This window comes from Actinomadura sp. WAC 06369 (assembly GCF_003947565.1).
GTDB lineage: Bacteria > Actinomycetota > Actinomycetes > Streptosporangiales > Streptosporangiaceae > Spirillospora > Spirillospora rifamycini.
The window spans coordinates 1-20,454 of the sequence record NZ_QHJN01000147.1 but is presented as its reverse complement, the minus strand read 5'-3'; the positions used below and the strand labels follow the sequence as shown (position 1 = coordinate 20,454).

The window sequence follows — 20,454 nt, the reverse complement described above, 5'->3', positions numbered from 1 at the left end:
GCGCCTCCAGCGCCTCCCGCGGGAACCGCGACTCCTCGTCCACCTCCGCCGCGAACGGAGCGATCTTCGCATCGGCCAGCTCGCGCACCGTGCTGCGCAGCAGCTCGTGCTCCTCCGACGGAGCGTACGTGGGAAAATCAGGGTTCATGCCGCCGATGTTACCGGCAAGTACACTTCGCCCGCCCGTGCAGTGACCGACCGCACCCGGGGAAGGGTCCGTAAGGTCCGCAGCAGTCCCGAGAGGAGCCCGCATTGGCCCACCGGCTGACCGTCATCGGAACCGGTTACCTCGGCACCACGCACGCCGCCTGCATGGCCGACCTGGGCTTCGAGGTGCTCGGGCTGGACGCCGACGCGGAGAAGATCGCGCGGCTGTCGGCCGGCGACCTGCCGTTCTACGAGCCCGGTCTCGAACCCGTCCTGCGGCGGAACCTGGCGAACCGCCGCCTCCGCTTCACCACGTCCTTCCAGGAGCTCGCCGACTTCGGGGACGTCCACTTCCTCTGCGTCGGCACCCCGCAGAAGGCCGACGCGTACGCCGCCGACCTCGCCTTCATGGACGCCGCCGTCGCGGCGCTCGCGCCGCTGCTGCGCCGCCCGTGCCTCGTCGTCGGGAAGTCCACCGTGCCGGTCGGCACCGCCGAACGCCTCGCCGGCGTCCTCGCCGGGCTCGCGCCCGTCGGCGGCGACGCCGTCCTCGCCTGGAACCCCGAGTTCCTGCGGGAGGGCTTCGCCGTCCGGGACACCCTGCACCCGGACCGGATCGTCGCCGGGCTGCCCGCCGAGCAGGGCGCCGCCGAGCACGCCGAGAAGGTGCTGCGCGAGGTCTACGCGGCGGCGCTCGCCGACGGCACCCCGTTCGTCACCGCCGACCTGCGCACCGCCGAGCTCGTCAAGACGGCGGCGAACGCGTTCCTCGCCACCAAGATCTCCTTCATCAACGCGATGGCCGAGGTGTGCGAGGCGGCCGGCGCCGACGTCACCCGGCTCGCCGAGGCGCTCGCCCACGACGACCGCATCGGCGGCCGGTTCCTCGGGCCCGGCCTCGGGTTCGGCGGGGGCTGCCTCCCCAAGGACATCCGCGCCTTCATGGCCCGCGCCGACGAGCTGGGCGCGTCGCGCGCGCTCACGTTCCTGCGCGAGGTCGACGAGATCAACGTGCGGCGCCGCGTCCGGACGGTCGACGTCGCGCGGGCCGCCCTCGGCGGCTCGTTCGCCGGGCGCGCCGTCGCCGTGCTCGGCGCCGCGTTCAAGCCCGACTCCGACGACGTCCGCGACTCCCCCGCCCTGGACGTCGCCGCGTCGATCCAGGCGCAGGGCGGCACGGTCACCGTCTTCGACCCGAAGGCCATGGCGAACGCCCGCCGGGTGCAGCCGTCCCTCGGCTTCGCCGCCTCGGCCGCCGACGCCGCCCGCGGCGCCGACGCCGTGCTGCTGCTCACCGAGTGGCGCGAGTTCCGCGCGCTGGCGCCGTCCGACCTGGCGCCCGTCGTCGCCGGGCGGGTCGTCCTCGACGCCCGCAACGTGCTCGACGCGGACGCCTGGCGCGCCGCGGGCTGGACGTACCTGGCGCTGGGCCGCCCCTGACGGCGCCCCTCGCGGCGGCGCGCGGTCGCCCGGTCGCGGAACGTGCCCGGATCGCGCGTGACGAAGGACACTGTCCGATCGGTCAGACTCTGACCGATCGGACAGTTATCGTTGTCCCATGACCCGTCCGTCCAGCGGCCTGCACGACCGGATCCTCGCCTCGGCGCTGCATTTGTTCGTCGAACGCGGGTACCGGGGAACCTCGCTGCAGGACATCGCGACCGGCGTCGGATGCTCCAAGGCGTCGCTGCTGTACCACTTCAGCAACAAGGAGGCGATCCTCACCGAGCTGATGGTCCCCGTCATGCGGGAGGCCGAGCGACTCGACGCCCGCCTGGACGGCCTGGACGGCGCGGACGCCGCCGTGGCCGCGGTCACCGAGTTCGCCGGGCTCGCCATCCGGTACCGGCGCGAGGTCAAGCTGCTGTTCGACAACCTCGCCGAGGCCACCATGCTCGACACCGGCCCCCCGAAGCTCGAAGGGTTCGGGGAACGGCTGGTGGACGCGTTCGCGGGCGGCTCGCTCGCGTTCGAGGACCAGGTGGCGGCGCGGATGGCGCTCGGCGGCATGTTCCTGACCACCGCGGATCTGTCCCTGGACGACGAAGCCCTGCGGGACGCGCTGGTCGCCGCGGCCCTGCGCACGCTCGGACGCACCCCCGACTGACCCCGACCGACCCCCCGGCCGGCGCCGTCCGGCCGGCCGACCTCGACCGAACCCCCACCGGCGAGACGCCGCACCCGCGGCGGTTTCGTGCTGCCCTCCTCTCCGACTGAAAGGTCTGTTCCCTCATGGCGACCTTGCTCTACCGGCTTGGCCGCTGGTGCTTCGGGCGCCGCGGCACGGTCGTGGCGATATGGCTCATCCTGCTGGGCGTGATGGGCGGAGCCGCGGCCGCGTTCATGGGTCCGACCACCGACGAGTTCCGCATGCCGGGCACCGAGTCCCAGCAGGCGATGGACTCCCTGCAGAAGGACTTCCCGCAGGCGGCGGGCGCGTCCGGCACGATCGCCATCGCCGCGCCCGAAGGCGCGAAGCTCAACCCCGGCGAGGTCGCGCCCGTCGTCCGGGAGGCGGCCGCCGTGCCCGGCGTCGTCGCCGCCCTCGACCCGTTCCAGAGCGGCTCGGTGTCGCCCGACGGCCGGTACGCGCTCGTCCAGGTCCAGTTCGAGGAGGAGGCGCAGAAGCTCACCGACGCGCAGCGCGAGGCGTACTCCGAGATCGGCCGGGACATCGACGGGCTGGAGGTCGCGGCGGGCGGCGAGCCCGCCGTCGCGGTGCCCGCGATGGGCAGCGCCGAGATCATCGGCGTGATCGTCGCCGCGGTGGTGCTGCTGATCACCTTCGGCTCCCTGGTGGCCGCCGGGATGACGCTCGCCAACGCCCTGATCGGGGTCGGCGTCGGGATGGCCGGGCTGTACGCGCTGACCGGCGCCGTCGAACTCAGCTCCACCACGCCCGTCCTGGCGCTGATGCTGGGACTCGCCGTCGGCATCGACTACTCGCTGTTCATCACGTCCCGCTACCGGCAGAACCTCCTCGACGGGCTGGAGGCCCGGGAGGCCGCCGGGCGCGCGATCGGCACGGCCGGGTCGGCGGTGGTGTTCGCCGGCGTCACCGTGGTGATCGCGCTGGCCGGGCTGTCGGTCGTCGGCATCCCGTTCCTCGCCGCGATGGGCCTCGCCGCCGCCGCGACCGTCGCCGTCGCCGTCCTGGTCGCGCTCACGCTGCTGCCCGCCGTCCTGGCGTTCGCCGGGCCCCGGGTGCTGCCGCGCGGACGGCGCGACGGCGCGCCCGCGCCGAAGAAGCGGGAGAACTTCGGTTACCGGTGGGGCCGCGGCGTGCTGAAGCTGCGCGTGCCCGTGCTGCTCGTCGGGATCCTCGGGCTGGGCGCGCTCGCACTGCCCGTCACCGACATGCGGCTCGCGCTGCCGGACGCGGGCACCGCGGCGGAGGACTCGTCGCAGCGGCAGGCGTACGACCTGATCAGCGAGGGCTTCGGCCCCGGCTTCAACGGGCGCCTCATGACGGTCGTGTCCGGCGAGACCACCGCGGCCACGCAGGCCGCCGCGCAGCAGACCGCGCAGACCATCGGCGGCATGGACGGCGTCGCCGCGGTGGCGCCCCCGCAGCTCAACGAGGCGGGGACGACCGCGCTGGTCGCCGTCGTCCCGGAGAGCGGGCCCACCGACGCCGCGACCGAGGACCTCGTCCACGACATCCGCGACCGGGTCGACGCCGTCGCGGGCGCCGACGTCGCGCTGACCGGCATGACGGCGATGGGGATCGACGTCTCCGAGAAGCTGGCCGAGGCCCTGCCGGTCTACCTGATCCTGGTGGTGGGCCTCTCGGTGCTGCTGCTGATGGTCGTGTTCCGGTCGCTGCTCGTCCCGCTGAAGGCGGCGCTGGGCTTCCTGCTGACGGTCGCCGCGACGTTCGGCATCACCACGGCCGTGTTCCAGCAGGGCCACCTGGCCGGGCTCGTCGGCGTCGACACCCCGGGGCCGCTGATCAGCTTCCTGCCGATCATCCTCGTCGGCATCCTGTTCGGCCTCGCGATGGACTACGAGGTGTTCCTGGTGTCGAAGATGCGGGAGGACTACGTCCACGGCGACACGCCCCGGCAGGCCACCGTCAACGGGCTCGGGCAGAACGCGCGGGTCGTCACCGCCGCGGCGATCATCATGATCGCGGTGTTCGGCGGGTTCGTCCTCGCGCACGACCCGATCATCAAGTCGATCGGGTTCGCGCTCGCCGTCGGCGTCTTCATCGACGCGTTCGTCGTGCGGATGACGCTCGTCCCGGCGGCCATGTCGCTGCTCGGCCGCGGCGCCTGGTGGCTGCCGCGCTGGCTCGACCGGGCCGTGCCGAACCTGGACATCGAAGGCGAGAAGCTCCGCGGCGAGCTCGCGGCGCCCGAGCCGGAACCCGCGTACAGCACCCGCTGACGCACATTCGCGGAAATAACGTTCGCGGAAAGAAACCGCCAAGGGCGGGAGGGTCCGGTGACCTTCCCGCCCCTGTGGCAATGATCACCCCCGCGGGGGAACCCGACCGGGCGTCTCGTCGTTGGAGTCGGTGAGTCATATGTACGAACATCACATCGCTGAGCGGGCCGGCCGCTGTTGACCGCACTGCTGTCGCTGGTCCTCGGGATCCTGGTGATCCTGCTGATCACCGCCCTCACCGGATACTTCGTCGCGCAGGAATTCGCCTTCATGGCGGTCGACCGGTCCCGGCTCCAGGCCCGCGCGGGCTCCGGAGACGGCGCCGCGGGCCGCGCCCTCGCCGTCACCCGCCGCACCTCGTTCATGCTGTCGGGCGCCCAGCTGGGCATCACCGTCACCGGGCTGCTCGTCGGCTACGTCGCCGAACCGCTGGTCGGCGAGGCCCTCGGCGACCTCCTCGGCGGCGCCGGGGTCTCCACGGCCGCGGGCGTCGCCGCGGGCACCGTCCTGGCGCTCCTCCTGTCCACCGTCGTGCAGATGGTGTTCGGGGAGCTGTTCCCGAAAAACCTCGCCATCGCCCGGCCCGAGCCCGTCGCCCGGTGGCTGTCCCGGTCGACCCTCGTCTACCTCAAGGTCTTCGGGGGGCTCATCCGGGTGTTCGACGCGTCGTCGAACCTGCTGCTGAAGGCGCTGCGCATCGAACCCGTCCACGACGTGGAGCACTCCGCCACCGAGCGGGACCTCGCGCACATCGTGGCCGACTCGCGGCGCAGCGGCGACCTCCCGCCCGACCTGTCGATGCTGCTCGACCGGATCCTCGACTTCCCCCGCCGGGACGTCGAGCACGCCATGATCCCCCGCGCGCACGTCGACACCGTCGACGACACCGCGACGATCGGCGAGGTCCGCACCGCGATGAGCACCGGCCACTCCCGCTACCCCGTGCTGGACGCCGAGGAGCGCGTGGTCGGCGTCGCGCACCTCGACGACGTCCTGGCCGCCGCCGGACGCGCCACCGACCCGGTGTCGACGATCATGCGGCCGGCCACGGTCGTCCCGACCCTCATGGCGCTGCCCACCGCCCTCGACCACCTCGCCGGGAACCGCGCCGAACTCGCCTGCGTCATCGACGAGTTCGGCGGCTTCGACGGCATCCTCACCCTCGAGGACCTCGCCGAGGAACTCGTCGGCGAGATCACCGACGAGCACGACACCGCCGACGACGAACCCGCGATCGTGCGGGACGGCGACGCCTGGATCATCCCCGGCGGCGTCCACATCGACGAGGTCGAGCGCGCCATCGACCACCGGCTGCCCGAGGGCGGCTACGAGACCCTCGCCGGGCTCGTCATCGCCGCCCACGGCGCCCTCCCGGACCCCGGCGCCGAACTCGACGTCGAGCTGCCCGCCGACCCCGCGGACCTCGCCTACGACGAGGAGCCGCCGGCCCGGTTCGTCCACGTGGAGGTCCTCGACGTCGACAACCGCGTGCCGTCGTCCGTCCGGCTGACGATCACGGCCGCGGCCGCGGCGGAGGAGGACCGATGAGCGACCCGTGGGCGGTCCTCGCCGCCACCGTCGCGATCATCGCGCTCAGCGCGTTCTTCGTCGCCGTGGAGTTCGCGCTCATCGCCGCGAAGCGGCACCGGCTGGAGGACGCCGCCCCGACGAGCCGCTCCGCGCGGGCCGCGCTGCGCAGCTCGTCCGAGCTGACGGTCCTGCTCGCGGGCGCCCAGCTCGGCATCACGGTCTGCACCCTGGCGCTCGGCGCGATCACCAAGCCCGCCGTGCACCACTGGCTCACGCCCGTGTTCACCTCGTGGAGCGCCCCGCTGTGGCTCGCGGACGCCGCCGGGTTCGTCCTCGCGCTGGTCATCGTGACGTTCCTGCACCTGGTCGTCGGGGAGATGGCGCCGAAGTCGTGGGCGATCGCGCACCCGGAGCGGTCGGCGACCCTCCTCGCGATCCCGATGCGCGGCTTCATGTGGCTGACCCGCCCGCTGCTGCGCGCCCTGAACGAGTCCGCGAACCGGTGCCTGCGCAAGGTCGGGGTGCAGGCCGCCGACCAGGTCGAGTCCGGCCAGGACCCGGACGCCCTGCGCCACCTCGTCGAGCACTCCGCGAACGTCGGCGCCCTCGACGCCCGCTACTCGGTCCAGCTCTCCGACGCCCTCGACCTGCGCAACCTCGAGATCGGCGACCTGGTCCGGCGGGACGCCCCGCTCACCGCGGTCGCGCCGGACGCGACCGTCGCCGACGTGCAGGACGCCGGGCGCGCGTCCGGCCACCTGCGGATCCTGGTCCCCGGCCCGGCCTGGTCGGTGGTCCACGTCCGCGACACCCTGACCTCGCCCGACACCGCCCCGGCGGCGCCGCTGACCCGCCCCGCCTACCAGGTGGAGGCCGGCACGCCCGTCTACACGGTGCTCACCCGGATGCGCGAGACCGGCAACCAGCTCGCGCTCGTCACCGAGCAGGGCTCGGTCGTCGGCGTCGTCACCATCACCGACATCCTCCGCCGCCTCTTCCACCGCACCGCCGAGGCCCGGCCGGGGCCGGGCTGACCGGCCCCCCCGGCCGGGGGCCGGCCGGGGGCCGGCACCGGGGGCCGTCAGGGTTTGCGGGCGACGCCGCAGAAGGCGTCCACCTGCGGGGGCGTGCCGAAGGCGTCCGATTCGGGACGCCACCGCGACACCGACACCACGCCCGGTTCGACGAGGTCGAGGCCGTCGAAGAAGCGGGCGATCCGGTCGGGCGTGCGCAGCTCGTAGTCGTAGCCCGACTCGTCCCGGACGCGTTCGGCCTCGGCCGCCGCGTCCGGGCGGACGGTCTTGGTGCCGTCCTCGAGGACGAGGTGGCTGCCGGGGGCGAGGGCGTCGAGGAGGGTCCGCAGGATCGCCCGCGCCTCCCCGTCGTCCGGGACCGTGCCGAGGACGCCGAGCAGCATCAGCCCGACGGGGCGGTCGAAGTCCAGCGTCTCGGCGGCGGCGCGCAGGACGCCCTCGGGGTCGCGGGCGTCGGCGTCGATGTAGGCGCACGCGCCCTCGGGGGTGCTCGTCAGCAGCGCGCGGGCGTGCGTGAGGACGAGCGGGTCGTTGTCGACGTACACGATGCGGGAGTCGGGCGCGACGCGCTGCGCGACCTCGTGGGTGTTGTCGTGGGTCGGCAGGCCGGTGCCGATGTCGAGGAACTGGCGGACGCCCGCCTCCTCGGCCAGGTACCGGACGGCCCGGCCGAGGAACGCGCGGGCGTGCCGCGGCACCTCGTCGAACCCCGGGTAGGCCCGCAGGATCTCCTCGGCGAACGCGCGGTCGACGGGATAGTTGTCCTTGCCTCCGACGAAGTAGTTCCAGACCCGGGCCTGGTGCGCCGCGCTCGTGTCGATCGCGGGCGGAGCCGGCGGCTCCTCCATGGGCTGCTCCCCTGGACGAAGATCATCAATGGCGCCCATTGTGCCCGTCCCGCCGCCCCGCTGATCGCGATTCGGCCGGACGCGGCCGGACCGGGACGGGCGCGGCGGGCAGCAGGGCCGCGCCGAGGAGCGCGGCGGTCACCGGGATCAGGTCCTTGGCGGCCGCGGCGACCACGATGGCGGCCACCGCGAGCACGGGACTCCACCACGGCACGCCCCGGACGGACGCGAGCACGGCGAGCTGCGCGACCAGGCCGAAGAAGAAGAGCTGCGGCACGACGGTGTACACGAGCGGTTCCACGCCGGGGGTCTCGGAGACCTGCCGGAAGTGCGTCTCCATCTCCGGTCGGCTCGTGGAGGCGAACCCGACGGCGATGTCGACGGCGAACTGGACCGCGAGGGCCGCCGCGCCCGCCAGCGCGAGCACGGCGGGGACCAGGGCGAGGACGGGACGGCCGGCGGCGCGGCGCCGCAGGCCGAGGACGACCGGGACGAAGCAGGCGAGGCCCGCGAGGAACGCGACGTGGCCGAGGGTCCACGCGGCGCCGGGACCGTAGCGGTCGTCCAGCCCGTCGTAGAGGCGGATCACTCCGTAGGCCAGCATGAGCGCCGGGCCGAGCAGAAGGGTCTTCATGCCGGACGAGCCTGCCGCCCGGCGGCCCGGAGCGGATCGCCGCCCGGAGCGAACCCGGGCCTCGCCGGTGCGGGCGAGGACGGCGGCCGGAGATCCCTCTCACCGGCGAGGTGCCGGGGCGGGCGCGCGGGATAGCTTGAGCGTCATGTCCGTTCTGGCCCGGCCCCTCCGGGCGTTCCGGAGACCGCCGGACCTCGCGGTCGACGCGGCCCTCGCCCTCGCGGTGCTGCTGGCGCAGCTCGCGCCGTTCACGACGATGCACGGCCCGTGGTCCGCCGCGCTCTACGCGCCCGTCCTCGGGTCGTCGCTGCCGCTGCTGCTCCGGCGCCGCCTCCCCGTCACCGCCATGGTCGCCGTGCTGGTGTCCGTCCCGCTGTACGACCTGGTCGGCGGCGGGCCGAGCCAGCCGATCTGGTACGGCTGGCTCGTCGCGGTGTACACGGTCGCCGACCGGTCGCCGCACCGCGACCGGCTGCTCGCGCTCGCGGTCACGGCGGCGAGCACGCTGCTCGTCGTGCGTCCCGGGTCGGTGGACACCGCGGTGCGGGGCGCGGCGATCTGGCTCGCCGCGTACGCGCTGGGGCGGGCGGCGGCGCTGCGCCGGCAGCGCGCCGCCGACCTGGAGGAGCGGGCGGTGCGGCTGGAGCGGGAGCGCCGGCTGGAGGCGGAGCGGGCGGCGGAGCGGGAGCGGACGCGGATCGCGCGGGACATGCACGACGTGCTCGCCCACGCCGTCAGCCTGATGGTGGTGCAGGCCGAGTCGGGGCCGCTGGTCGTGCGGTCGGACCCGGACCGGGCCGAGGCCGCGTTCGACGCGATCGCGGCGTCCGGGCGGGACGCGATGGGGCAGCTCCGCCGGATGCTGGGCCTGCTGAAGGACGACGACGGCCCCCGGGACGCGCAGCCGAGCCTGGCGCGGCTTCCCGAACTGGCGGGACGCGTCCGCGAGACCGGCCTGCCGGTCTCGCTCAGCGTCGACGGCGTCCCCCTCCCGGAGCCCCCGTCGGCCCCGGCGCCCGCCGGTGCGGCCGCCCGGCTCGCGACGCTGCGGCCCGACGTCGACGCGGCCGCGTACCGGATCGTCCAGGAGGCGCTGACGAACGCGGTGAAGCACGCCGGGGCCGACCGCGTGGACGTCGCGCTGGCCTGGGAGGGCGACGTCCTGCGGGTCACCGTCACCGACGACGGGCGGGGCCCCGGGCGGGCGGGCGGCGGGGGCCGCGGGCTGGTCGGCGTCCGCGAGCGGGCCGCGGCGTGCGGCGGGGACGCCTCGTTCGGCCCGGCGCCGGGCGGCCGCGGCGCCCGCGTCGAGGCGCGGCTGCCGGCGGGGGCGGACACGTGACGATCGCCGTGGTGGTCGCGGACGACCAGGAGCTGGTGCGCAGCGGGTTCGCGCTCATCCTCGACACGCAGCCCGACATCGCGGTCGTCGCCGAGGCGGCCGACGGCCGCGCCGCGGTCGAGGCCGTCCGCGCGCACCGTCCGGACGTCGCGCTGCTCGACATCCGCATGCCCGGGACGGACGGCATCGAGGCGGCCCGCGAGATCTGCGCGCACACCGCCACCCGGGCGCTGATGCTGACCACGTTCGACCAGGACGACTACGTCTACGACGCCCTGCGGGCCGGGGCGAGCGGGTTCCTGCTGAAGGACGTCCGCCGGGACGACCTCGTGCACGCCGTGCGGGTGGTCGCGGCCGGGGAGGCGCTGCTCGCGCCGACCGTGACCCGCCGGCTGATCGGGGACGTGCTGAGCGGGCGTCCCGCCGTCCGGGACGCGCCCGCGCTGGGCGCGCTCACCGACCGGGAGCGGCAGACGCTCACGCTCGTCGGGCGCGGCCTGTCGAACGCCGAGATCGCGGCGGAACTGGTCGTCAGCGAGCACACGGTGAAGACCCACGTGAGCAACGTGCTGGCGAAGCTCGGCGCGCGCGACCGCGTGCAGGCGGTGATCGCGGCCTACGAGTCGGGCCTGATCCGACCGGGCGGCTGAAGGCGTCCTAGACTCCGCCCATGAGCGAGTTGATCATTGAGCCGGCGCGGACGGCGCTGGTCGTCATCGACCTCCAGGTGCGCATCGTGGGCATGGACACGGGCCCGCACTCGGGCGCCGAGGTCGTCCGCCGGTCGGCGCGGCTCGCGGACGCCTTCCGCGCGGCGGGCGGGACGGTCGCCGTCGTGCGGGCGGAGCGCCCCGGCGTGCCCGAGCAGCCGCCCGGCAGCGAGCTCGTCGCCGAGATCGAGCCGCGCGCGGGCGACCTCGCGGTCACCAAGCGCGCCTGGAGCGCCTTCCACGAGACCGGCCTGCACGAACGGCTGGGCGAGCGCGGCGTCGACACGCTGGTGCCGGTGGGGCTGGTCACCAACGCGGGCGTGGAGTCGACCGCGCGGGCCGCGAGCGACCACGACTACGCCCTGCTGTTCCCGGAGGACGCGATGAGCGGGTTCGACGCCGCGTCCCACCGGTTCGCGGTCGAGACGATCTTCCCGCTGCTCGGCACCGTCACCACCGCCGACGCGGTGATCGCCGCACTCGGCTGACCGGAACGAGCGTCCGGCGTCCGGCGTCCGGCGTCCGGCGTCCGGCGGGAACGATCGACGCGGGCCGGGTGTTGTGCCCGGTATGGATGCTTCCTTCGCGGACCCGGACGTGATCACCCGGCTGCTGGCCGAGTCCCGCACCTGGGCGTTCGTCGGGCTGAACGACCGTCCGGAACGGGTCGTGCACCAGCAGGCGGGCCTGCTGCAGGCGCGCGGCAAGCGGATCTTCCCGGTGCACCCGTCGCGCGCGGAGGTGCTCGGCGAGCCCGGGTACGCGGCGCTGGCCGACCTGCCCGAGAAGGTCGACGTCGTCGGCGTCTACCGGCGCTCGGAGTACGCGGGCGCGGTGATCGACCAGGCCGTCGCGGCGGGCGCCGGCGCCGTGTGGCTGCCGCTGGGCGTCGTCGACGAGGACGCCGGCCGCCGCGCGCTCGACGCCGGACTCGACGTCGTCATGGACCGCTGCCCCGCCATCGAGTGGAGCAAGCGCCACTGACGGGCCGGCGGCGGCGCGGCGGGCGCGGCGCGGCGGGCGGCGGTCAGAGGGATTCGCGGAGGCGTTTGCCCTTGGCCTTGGCCTGCCCGTAGAGGTCCTGCTGGAAGACCTTCATCTTCGCCCGCAGGTCCTCGTCGGCGGCGGCCAGCATGCGGACGGCCAGCAGGCCCGCGTTGCGGGCGGCGCCGACCGCCACGGTCGCGACCGGGACCCCCGCGGGCATCTGCACGATCGACAGCAGCGAGTCCATCCCGTCGAGGTGCTTCAGCGGGACGGGCACGCCGATGACCGGCAGCGGCGTCACCGACGCCAGCATGCCCGGCAGGTGCGCCGCGCCGCCCGCGCCCGCGATGATCACCTGGAGGCCGCGGTCGGCGGCCTCCTCGCCGTAGGCGATCATGTCGTGCGGCATGCGGTGCGCGGAGACCACGTCGGCCTCGAACGGTACGCCGAACTCGTCGAGGGCCTCCCCGGCCGCCCGCATGACGGGCCAGTCGGAGTCGCTGCCCATGACGACGCCCACGCGCGGGCTCATGCGTTCTCCTCGTTCTCGGGCTTCATCGCCGGACCCCAGCGGAGGTAGTCGGCGGCGTGGCGGGCGCGCTCGCGGACCTCCGCGAGATCGTCGCCGAGCGCGGTGACGTGCCCGATCTTGCGGCCGGGCCGCACGTCCTTGCCGTAGAGGTGGACCTTGACGGCCGGGTCGTGCGCCATCACGTGGATGTAGCGGGAGTAGACGTCCGGGTCGTCGCCGCCGAGGACGTTCGCCATGACGGTGACGGGCGCGGTGGGCGCGGTGGAGCCGAGGGGCAGGTCCAGGACGGCGCGCAGGTGCTGCTCGAACTGGGACGTGCGCGAACCCTCGATCGTCCAGTGGCCGGAGTTGTGCGGGCGCATGGCCAGCTCGTTGACGACCGGTCCGGCCGCGGTCTCGAACAGCTCGACGGCGAGCAGCCCGACGACGCCGAGGGCGTCCGCGATGCCGAGGGCGAGGTTCTGCGCCTCGACGGCGGCGTCGCCGGACAGGCCCGGCGCCGGCGCGATGACCTCGGTGCAGATGCCGTTCTCCTGGACGGTCTCGACGATCGGGTACGCGGCGCCCTGCCCGTAGGGGGAGCGCGCGACGAGCGCGGCGAGTTCGCGGCGGAACGCGACGTGCTCCTCGACCATGAGGTCGAGGCCCTGCCCGAGCAGGTCGGCCACCAGCGCCGCGGCGGCGTCGCCGAGGGCGTCCAGGACCCACACGCCCTTGCCGTCGTACCCGCCCCGGACGGCCTTGAGCACCACGGGGAGCCCGTGGTCGCGGGCGAACGCCTCCAGCGCGGGGACCGCGCCGTCGGCCGGCAGGGGGGCGTACGCGGGGCACGGGGCGCCGAGCGCGCTCAGCCGCTCCCGCATGACGAGCTTGTCCTGGGCGTGGGCGAGGGCCGCGGAGCCGGGGCGGCAGGGCGTGCCGGACGCCTCCAGGTCGCGGATGTGGTCGCCGGGGACGTGCTCGTGGTCGAAGGTGACCACGTCGCAGCCCTCGGCGAACGCCCGCAGGTCGGCGAGGGCGCGGTCGTCGCCCACCCGGACGTCCGCGACGGCCTGCGCCGCGGAGTCGTCCGGCGCGCCGGCGAGGACGCGCAGCGGGACGCCCAGGGCGATCGCGGCCTGCTGCGTCATCCGGGCGAGCTGACCGCCGCCGGCCATGCCGACGACGGGGGTAGAAAGGGTCACGTCGAAAGGTTATCGGCCGTGCGCCGTGAACAAACCACGTGTACTGTGCGTCGGATTCGGTGTGGGCTCCCTAGGGCGCGGGCAGGGAACCTCCGGAACAACGTGAAACGTTCTTGTTCAGGCGTCTCCGGCACCGCGTGCGTCTATCCTCGTTGTGCTCCCGCATCGGCCGCCCGTCGCGGCGCCGCAGCCGAGGTCCGGAAGGACGGTTCCCCTACGTGAGCCTGGTGGCCAGTCTTCAGCGAAAGTTCGAGCACCTGGTGCGCGAACTCGCCAAGTTCGGGAGCGTGGGCGCGATCGCGTTCGTCATCACGATGATCGTCAGCAACGTGCTGCACGCCGGGCTCGACGTGGGGCCGATGACGTCGTTCCTGGTCGCCACGGTGGTGGCCACGACGTTCTCCTACCTGGCGAACCGGTACTGGACGTTCCGGCACCGCGACCGCAGCGGGGTCGGCCGCGAGTACGTGCTCTTCTTCGCGCTGAACGGCGTCGGCCTCGTGATCACCCAGCTGTTCATCGGGTTCACGATCTACGTGCTGCGGCTGGAGGGGCCGATCCCCTACAACACGGCGATGATCGTCGGGACGGGCGCGGCGACGCTGTTCCGGTTCTGGGCGTACAAGAAGTGGGTGTTCCTGCCGGCGGGCGCCCCGCCGGTCGACCCGGCGTCCGGGCTGCCGGAGCCGGTGGACGGCGACACAGCGAGCGGCGCGGCGGGCGACGCCACGGGCGACGCCGCGGGGGCGCACCGCGCGGACGCCCGGCCCGCGCCGCGGCTCGGCCACCCCCTCGACTCCCCCGCCCAGAACTACGTCGCGCGCTGACCGCGCACCCTCCCCGCCCGGTCGCACCGACGGGCCCGCCCGTCCTCAGGCGGGTCCGATGACGACGCGTTCCGCGGCCAGCCGGGCCTGGGCGGTCTGCCGGAGGAACACCCCGAACACGGCGGGACGGGCCTGGATCAGCTCCAGCCGTCCGCCGTCCACGACCGCGAGGGAGCGGGCCAGGTAGAGGCCGAGGCCGGTGCCGCGGCCGCCGCTGACGCTCCGCTCGAAGATCCGCGGTTCGAGGTCGGGCGGGATGCCGTCGCCCTCGTCGCCGACCTCGACCACGACCGAACTGCCGCCCGGCTTGGTGTGGATCGTCACGGTTCCGGCACCGTGCATGAGCGAGTTGTCCAGGAGGGTCGCGACGATCTGGGAGAGGCCCTCGGGGTTGGTCATGCCGACGAGGCCCTGCTCGCCGATGATGCGGACGTCCCGTCCGGCGCGGCGGAAGATCGGCCGCCACTCCTCCACCTGCTGGGCGATGATGTCGTCGATGGGGGCGGGGACGGCGCCGCCGGTGCGGTCGTGGCGGGCGCGGGCGAGGAGCTGCTCGACGACGGCGACGAGGCGCTCGGTCTGCGCGACGGCCGCCGCGCCCTCCTCGCGGACGACGTCCGGGTAGTCGGCCGCCTCGATCATCTCGTCGAGCCGCATGGACAGGGCGGTGAGCGGGGTGCGCAGCTGGTGGCTGGCGTCCGCGGCGAACTCCCGGCTGGAGGCGAGCAGGTCGGCGATGCGGACGGCGCTGCGGTCGAGGACCTCGGCGACCCGGTCGACCTCGGGGATGCCGTAGCGGCGGCGCCGCGGGCGGGCGTTGCCGGTGCCGAGCCGGTCGGCGGTCTCGGCGAGGTCGATGAGCGGGAGGGTGAGCTTGCGGGCCTGCACCATGGCGAGGCCGACGGTGACGGCGACGCCCAGCAGGGCGAGGCTGCCGATCAGCAGGAGGAGGCGCAGCTCTGCGTCCCGCACCTGCGACGCGGGCCGGGACACCCGGACGCGCACGCCCCCGGCGGACGTGGCCGCGGTCAGCGCCCGCTCGGCGCCCGGATCGGGTCCGGCGGCGACCGTGCGGCCGTCCGGCAGGGTGATGAAGATGTGTCGGCCGGGATACTCCCGGGCGATCACCGCGCCGTACAGCGGCCGTCCGGTCTGGAGGCTGTAGCCGACGCCGCCGAGGATGGTGGACGCCTCGCGCTCCAGCGACCTCCGGGCCTCCTCGTGGACGAGCTTGTGGGCGGCGTAGGCGAGGGGGACGCCGAGCAGCAGGATCGCGACCACCGCCACCGCGAGCGTCGACAGCAGGAGTCGGCGCCTCATCAGGGCTCCTTAGGGGTGATGCCACGGCCGCACCGGGCTCCCCGGCCTCTCGGGGAGGCCCGGGGAAGGGTCGCGCGACCGTGGCGGCCGGTGCTAGTCGCCGCGTTCGAACCGGAAGCCGACGCCCCGCACCGTGGTGATGTAGCGGGGACTGCCGGCGTCGTCGCCGAGCTTGCGGCGCAGCCAGGAAATGTGCATGTCGAGGGTTTTCGTGGAACCCCACCAGTTGGTGTCCCACACCTCGCGCATGATCTGTTCGCGGGTCACGACCTTGCCGGCGTCCCTGACCAGGACGCGCAGCAGGTCGAACTCCTTGGTGGTCAGCTGGAGCTCCTGGTCGCCCATCCAGGCCCGGCGCGACTCGGCGTCGATCCGGACCCCCTGGACGATCGGGGTCTCGGTGCTGCCCCGGCGCAGCAGGGCCCGCACCCGGGCGAGCAGTTCGGCGAGCCGGAACGGCTTGGTGACGTAGTCGTCGGCGCCCGCGTCCAGCCCGACGACGGTGTCGACCTCGTCGGCCCGGGCGGTCAGGATCAGTATCGGGACGCCGTGCCCCTCGGCACGCACCCTGCGGGCCACCTCAAGGCCGTCGAGCTCCGGCAGGCCGAGATCGAGCACGATGAGGTCCACGCCGCCCCCGAGGGCCCGCTCCAGCGCCTGCGGTCCGTCCGGGCTGACTTCGACGGTGTACCCCTCGCGACGCAGCGCGCGGGCGAGAGGCTCGGAGATGGACGTGTCGTCCTCGGCGAGCAGTACTGAGGTCATGAACCGATCGTATGACCAATCTTGAACGTTTCTCGGCCGCCGCCGCGCTCTTGACCTGCGGTTTGCCACTCATAGTAGAACCGCGAACACACATCTTTGCCAGTGATCGGGCGATTCCTGGCATGTCACCCGGGGACCGGCGCTTCGAGGACCGCGACGGCGGCCGCCGGAAGCACCAGCGAGCGGATTCCGGAATCGCCGATGGAGTCCGTTTCGAGTTTCACGTCCGGTTCCGAGGCGAGGACGAGGCGGGACGCGGCGGTCGCGATCTCCGCGGAACGGTCGGCGAGGTTCGCGACGACGCGGATCCGGCCGCGCCGGATGGCGACGACGCGTTCCGAGCCGCTTTCCCGGACGTCGACGTCCGTCCGGGTGAGGCGCGGGTCGTTGAGGTCGGGTTCCGAACGGCGGAGCGCGATCAGCGCGCGGTACCAGTCGAGCAGGTCGCGGTGGGGCGGTCCGGCGGCCTCCGCCCAGTCGAGCACCGACCGGCGGAACGTCTCCGGATCCTGCGGGTCGGGGACGTCGCCCGCCCAGCCGTGCCGGGCGAACTCCCGCCGGCGGCCCTCGCTCACCGCCCGTCCGAGATCCGGGTCGACGTGGTCGGTGAAATAGCACCACGGGGTGGACGCGCCCCATTCCTCACCCATGAACAGCATCGGCGTGAACGGCGACAGGAGGAGGAGCGCGGCCCCCACCTTCTGCATGGGCACGGACAGCGTCGCGCTTATGCGGTCCCCGGACGCGCGATTGCCCACCTGGTCGTGGTTCTGCAGGAAACCCAGAAAACGGTGCGCGGGCGTTGTGCGGACGTCGACGGAACGACCGTGGCGACGCCCCCTGTAGGCCGACATCGTGCCGTCGTGGAAAAACACCCGTGTCAGGGTTTTCTGCAGTACCTCTAATGACCCGAAGTCGCAGTAGTAACCCTGGCGCTCACCGGTCAGGGCCGCATGCAAAGCGTGGTGGAAATCGTCGCTCCACTGCGCGTCGAGCCCATATCCGCCCGCGTCTCTGGACGTCACCAGGCGCGGATCGTTCAGGTCGGATTCGGCTATCAGGAACAGATTGCGCCCCAGGTGCGCGGACAGGCCCGCCACCGCCTCCGCGAGCTCCTCCAGGATGTGAACGGCGCGCAGGTCGGTGATGGCGTGGACGGCGTCGAGCCGGAGCCCGTCCAGGTGGTGGTCGCGCAGCCACATCAGCGCGTTCTCGACGACGAACGCGCGGACCTCGTCCGACCCCGCCTGGTCGAAGTTCACCGCGTCGCCCCAGGGCGTCATGTGGGCGCCGGTGAAGTACGGACCGTAGGAGGCGAGGCGGTTCCCGTCCGGGCCCAGATGGTTGTAGACGACGTCCAGGACGACCGCGAGCCCGCGGGCATGGGCGGCGTCCACGAACCGCTTGAGGCCGTCCGGACCGCCGTAGGGCTCGTGCGGGGCCCACAGGTGGACACCGTCGTACCCCCACCCGTGGTGACCGGGGAACGACGCGACGGGCAGCAGCTCTACTGCGTCGATCCCCAGCGACACGAGATGGTCCAAGCGTTCTATGGCCGCGTCGAAGGTTCCTTCCGGGGTGAACGTCCCGACGTGCAGCTCGTACAGGACGCTCCCCGGCAGCGGGCGCCCGCGCCACCCGGCGTCCGTCCAGGCGAAGCGGCCGTCGTCGTAGACGCGGCTCGGGCCGTGCACGCCGTTCGGCTGCCACCGGGAGCGCGGGTCCGGCAGGACCTCCGCCTCCTCCGCCGGATCGTCGCTCCCGCCGAGGACGAACCCGTAGTCGGTCCCGTGGGGCGCGCCGGGCACGTCCGTCCCCCACCAGCCGGGACGGCCCGGCAGGGGCGCCAGCGGATGCCGGACGAGGTCGGGCGCCGTGCCGCACGCGACGTCCACGCGGCGGGCGTCCGGCGCCCACACCTCGAACCGGGTCAACGCGAGATCTCCCTCGGGACGAGCAGCGCCACCGGGAGCTGCGCGAACACCTCGGCGGCGGGCAGGTCGGGCCCCCAGTGGTACGCGCCCGTCAGGACGTCGTGCCAGCCCTGCCGGCCCGCGCCGACCGTCGTCGAGCCCCAGCCGCCGCGCCGCTCCAGGCCGACCGGCAGCCGGGTGGCGAGCGCGAGCGCGTCGCCGCGCGCGAACCCGACGACGTGGTCGGCGGCGGGCCCCCGGGCGGGCAGCGGCTCGTACCCGGCCGCGGGCCCGAACCAGTCGGGCCGGGACCGGCGCAGCCGCAGCGTCCGCATGGTGACCAGCAGCTTCTCGTCGTCGACGTCCTTCGGGGCGCGGCCGGTGTCGAGGCGGTGCAGCCGCTCGCGGCGCAGCCCGTAGTCGACCGGGCGCCGGTTGTCGGGGTCGACGAGCCCGAGCGCGGTCATCTCGCAGCCCTGGTAGACGTCGGGGACGCCCGGCATGGCGAGCTGCACGAGCTTCTGCCCGAGCGAGTTGACGCGCGCGTACGGGTGGAGGCGGGAGACGAACGCGGTGACGTCCGTGATCAGGTCGGGGTCGGCCAGGACGCGGCGGGCGTGCTCGCGGACGGCGTCCTCGTAGCCGGTGTCCGGGTCGAGCCAGGACGTCCGCGTCTTGGCCTCGCGCATCGCCTTGGTGAGGAACTCCGTGAGGCGGCCGGCCTCCAGCGGCCACGCGCCGACGAGCGTCTGCCACAGCAGGTACTCCAGGTCGGGCTCCAGCGGGGAGCGGTCGCCGCCCCACCAGTCCCGCCAGCGGTGCACGGCCTCGGCCCACGCGTCCGGAAGCTCCGACAGGACGTACAGCCAGGCCCGGACGTCCTCCTGCCGCTTGGTGTCGTGCGTGGAGAGCGTCGTCAGGGTCCGGGGCCAGTCGCGGGCGAGGCGGACGCAGTGCGTGTGGAAGTCCGCCGGCTCGACCGAGAACCGGCCCGGGTCGCCGCCCACCTCGTTCAGGGCGGCCATGCGGTTCCACCGGTAGAACGCGGTGTCCTCCACGCCTTTGGCCGCGAGCGGCGCCGTCGTCTGCTGGAACCGGATGATGAACTCGGGGTCCGTTTTCTCGCCCCGCCCCAAGGCGAGGTCCACGATCGTGTCCAGGTCGCCGTGCAGGTCCTCAGACAGCCGTGTGCGCGCGCGCCTGGCGGCCTCTTCCAGGACCTCGACGGCCTGGGGCTGGGCGTCCTCCCCGGGGACGACGTACGCGCGGTACACCGGCATCGCGACGAGCAGTTCGATCAGCGCGCGCCGCAGCCCGGGGCGGTCGCCCGCGACGCGGTGCAGGACGCGCGCGAGCCGGTCGACCTCGGGCCGCAGCCCGTGCTCGGCCGCGTACCGGCGGGACTCCCGCTCGGCCTCCGCGAAGTCCGCCGGGCCGCCGGTCAGGGACGTGTACAGGTCGGTGAGCGGCTTCTCGCCGTCCGGGTCGACGAACAGGCCGCCGATCACCGGCAGCGAGTCGTACCCGGTCGTCCCCGCGCACGGCCAGTCGGACGGCAGCCGCTCCGCGCCCTCGGTGATCTTCTCGACGACGAGCCACGCGTCCGGCACCCGGGCGGCGACGCGGCGCAGGTAGCCGCGCGGGTCGGCGAGGCCGTCCGGATGGTCCACGCGCAGGCCGTCCACGAGGCCCTGGTCGGCGAGGTCGAACGGGAGGGCATGGGTGGTGTCGAACACCTCCCGGTCCTCCTGGCGGAGGCCGATGAGCCCGGAGATGTCGAAGAACCGGCGGTAGTTGGGCTCGCCGTCCCCGGTCAGGACGAGCCGTCCGCCGCCCGCGTCCCAGTCCACGTCGAACCAGCGGGCGAAGGAGGACGACCGGCCGTCGGCCAGGACGGCGGCCAGCGGGGCGTTCAGGTCGGGCGGGTCGGGGATCGCCATGTGGTTCGGGACGATGTCGACCAGCAGGCGCAGCCCGTGCGCGCGGAACCGGGTCGCCATCGCGCCGAACGCCTCGGCGCCGCCCAGTTCGTCGGCGAGCCGCGCGTGGTCGACGACGTCGTAGCCGTGCGCGGAACCGGGCGCCGCCTTCAGGACCGGCGACAGGTAGACGTGGGACACGCCGAGCGCGGCCAGGTAGGGCGCGAGCGCGGCGGCCTCGGCGAAGCCGAAGTGCTCCTCGGGCGTTCCGCGGAGCTGGATGCGGTAGGTGCCGGACGGGGGTGCGGCGGGACCGTCCGCCGGGATCTCCTCAGCCATGTCGTCCTCGGTGGGGTCGGGGGCGTGGTCGGGC

General features: G+C 74.0%; 19 protein-coding genes. 10 read left to right on the top strand and 9 right to left on the bottom strand.

Annotation, left to right across the window (positions count from 1 at the left end; all coding sequences use genetic code 11):
- The coding region (locus DMH08_RS30560) for an acyl-CoA dehydrogenase family protein (protein WP_199748086.1) at positions 1-148 on the bottom strand (148 nt) is incomplete at its 3' end.
- Between the two features lie 104 nt (positions 149-252).
- On the opposite strand from DMH08_RS30560, the gene DMH08_RS30555 reads away from it, so the two are divergent.
- From DMH08_RS30555 to DMH08_RS30535, 5 genes are all read left to right on the top strand, one after another.
- Positions 253-1,587, top strand: coding sequence for a UDP-glucose dehydrogenase family protein (locus DMH08_RS30555; RefSeq protein WP_125619410.1), 1,335 nt, complete (start codon positions 253-255; stop codon positions 1,585-1,587).
- 118 nt (positions 1,588-1,705) lie between these two features.
- Positions 1,706-2,254, top strand: coding sequence for a TetR/AcrR family transcriptional regulator (locus tag DMH08_RS30550; RefSeq protein WP_125619407.1), 549 nt, complete (start codon positions 1,706-1,708; stop codon positions 2,252-2,254).
- A 125-nt stretch (positions 2,255-2,379) separates the two neighbouring features.
- Complete coding sequence (locus DMH08_RS30545; RefSeq protein WP_125619405.1) at positions 2,380-4,536, top strand: MMPL family transporter; 2,157 nt, start codon at positions 2,380-2,382, stop codon at positions 4,534-4,536.
- A 177-nt stretch (positions 4,537-4,713) separates the two neighbouring features.
- Entirely contained in the window at positions 4,714-6,084 is a 1,371-nt protein-coding gene (locus tag DMH08_RS30540) for a hemolysin family protein (RefSeq protein ID WP_125619403.1), read from the top strand.
- Positions 6,081-7,100 carry a hemolysin family protein gene (locus DMH08_RS30535; protein WP_026402541.1) on the top strand — a complete coding sequence of 340 codons (1,020 nt, stop codon included), beginning with the start codon at positions 6,081-6,083 and terminating at the stop codon, positions 7,098-7,100. Before DMH08_RS30540 ends, DMH08_RS30535 begins: the two co-directional genes overlap by 4 nt.
- Positions 7,101-7,147: 47 nt before the next feature.
- Here the strand turns inward: DMH08_RS30535 and DMH08_RS30530 are convergent, their stop codons facing one another.
- Positions 7,148-7,948, bottom strand: a complete 801-nt coding sequence (locus DMH08_RS30530; RefSeq protein ID WP_026402542.1) for an SAM-dependent methyltransferase — start codon at positions 7,946-7,948, stop codon at positions 7,148-7,150.
- A gap of 25 nt (positions 7,949-7,973) precedes the next feature.
- Positions 7,974-8,582, bottom strand: a complete 609-nt coding sequence (locus tag DMH08_RS30525) for a hypothetical protein (RefSeq protein ID WP_125619401.1) — start codon at positions 8,580-8,582, stop codon at positions 7,974-7,976.
- Between the two features lie 145 nt (positions 8,583-8,727).
- On the opposite strand from DMH08_RS30525, the gene DMH08_RS30520 reads away from it, so the two are divergent.
- The 4 genes from DMH08_RS30520 to DMH08_RS30505 all read left to right on the top strand — a co-directional run bounded on the left by DMH08_RS30520 (position 8,728) and on the right by DMH08_RS30505 (position 11,618).
- Positions 8,728-9,924, top strand: a complete 1,197-nt coding sequence (locus tag DMH08_RS30520) for a sensor histidine kinase (protein ID WP_064743629.1) — start codon at positions 8,728-8,730, stop codon at positions 9,922-9,924.
- Entirely contained in the window at positions 9,921-10,574 is a 654-nt protein-coding gene (locus DMH08_RS30515; RefSeq protein WP_026402544.1) for a response regulator, read from the top strand. The genes DMH08_RS30520 and DMH08_RS30515 overlap by 4 nt, the downstream gene beginning before the upstream one ends.
- A 20-nt stretch (positions 10,575-10,594) precedes the next feature.
- Positions 10,595-11,122, top strand: coding sequence for an isochorismatase family protein (locus DMH08_RS30510; protein ID WP_125619399.1), 528 nt, complete (start codon positions 10,595-10,597; stop codon positions 11,120-11,122).
- Between the two features lie 82 nt (positions 11,123-11,204).
- Positions 11,205-11,618: a CoA-binding protein gene (locus DMH08_RS30505; protein ID WP_026402545.1), complete on the top strand. Its 414-nt coding sequence runs from the start codon at positions 11,205-11,207 to the stop codon at positions 11,616-11,618.
- Positions 11,619-11,661: 43 nt separating this feature from the next.
- Here the strand turns inward: DMH08_RS30505 and purE are convergent, their stop codons facing one another.
- Together purE and DMH08_RS30495 are read right to left on the bottom strand one after the other, a co-directional pair.
- Positions 11,662-12,153, bottom strand: coding sequence for a 5-(carboxyamino)imidazole ribonucleotide mutase (gene purE / locus DMH08_RS30500; protein ID WP_026402546.1), 492 nt, complete (start codon positions 12,151-12,153; stop codon positions 11,662-11,664).
- Positions 12,150-13,337 carry a 5-(carboxyamino)imidazole ribonucleotide synthase gene (locus DMH08_RS30495; RefSeq protein WP_267898583.1) on the bottom strand — a complete coding sequence of 396 codons (1,188 nt, stop codon included), beginning with the start codon at positions 13,335-13,337 and terminating at the stop codon, positions 12,150-12,152. The genes purE and DMH08_RS30495 overlap by 4 nt, the downstream gene beginning before the upstream one ends.
- A 218-nt stretch (positions 13,338-13,555) precedes the next feature.
- On the opposite strand from DMH08_RS30495, the gene DMH08_RS30490 reads away from it, so the two are divergent.
- Positions 13,556-14,164 carry a GtrA family protein gene (locus tag DMH08_RS30490; RefSeq protein ID WP_125619397.1) on the top strand — a complete coding sequence of 203 codons (609 nt, stop codon included), beginning with the start codon at positions 13,556-13,558 and terminating at the stop codon, positions 14,162-14,164.
- A 45-nt stretch (positions 14,165-14,209) separates the two neighbouring features.
- Here the strand turns inward: DMH08_RS30490 and DMH08_RS30485 are convergent, their stop codons facing one another.
- The 4 genes from DMH08_RS30485 to treY form a co-directional block, all read right to left on the bottom strand.
- Entirely contained in the window at positions 14,210-15,484 is a 1,275-nt protein-coding gene (locus DMH08_RS30485; RefSeq protein WP_125619395.1) for an ATP-binding protein, read from the bottom strand.
- 93 nt (positions 15,485-15,577) lie between these two features.
- Positions 15,578-16,249 (bottom strand): response regulator transcription factor, encoded by a 672-nt coding sequence (locus tag DMH08_RS30480; RefSeq protein WP_019629095.1) that lies wholly within the window; start codon positions 16,247-16,249, stop codon positions 15,578-15,580.
- Positions 16,250-16,374: 125 nt separating this feature from the next.
- A complete protein-coding gene (gene treZ / locus DMH08_RS30475) occupies positions 16,375-18,183 on the bottom strand; it encodes a malto-oligosyltrehalose trehalohydrolase (protein ID WP_125619393.1) in 1,809 nt (602 codons plus the stop codon).
- On the bottom strand, positions 18,180-20,454 hold a 2,275-nt coding region (gene treY / locus DMH08_RS30470), incomplete at its 5' end, for a malto-oligosyltrehalose synthase (protein ID WP_325052954.1). The genes treY and treZ, both read right to left, overlap by 4 nt.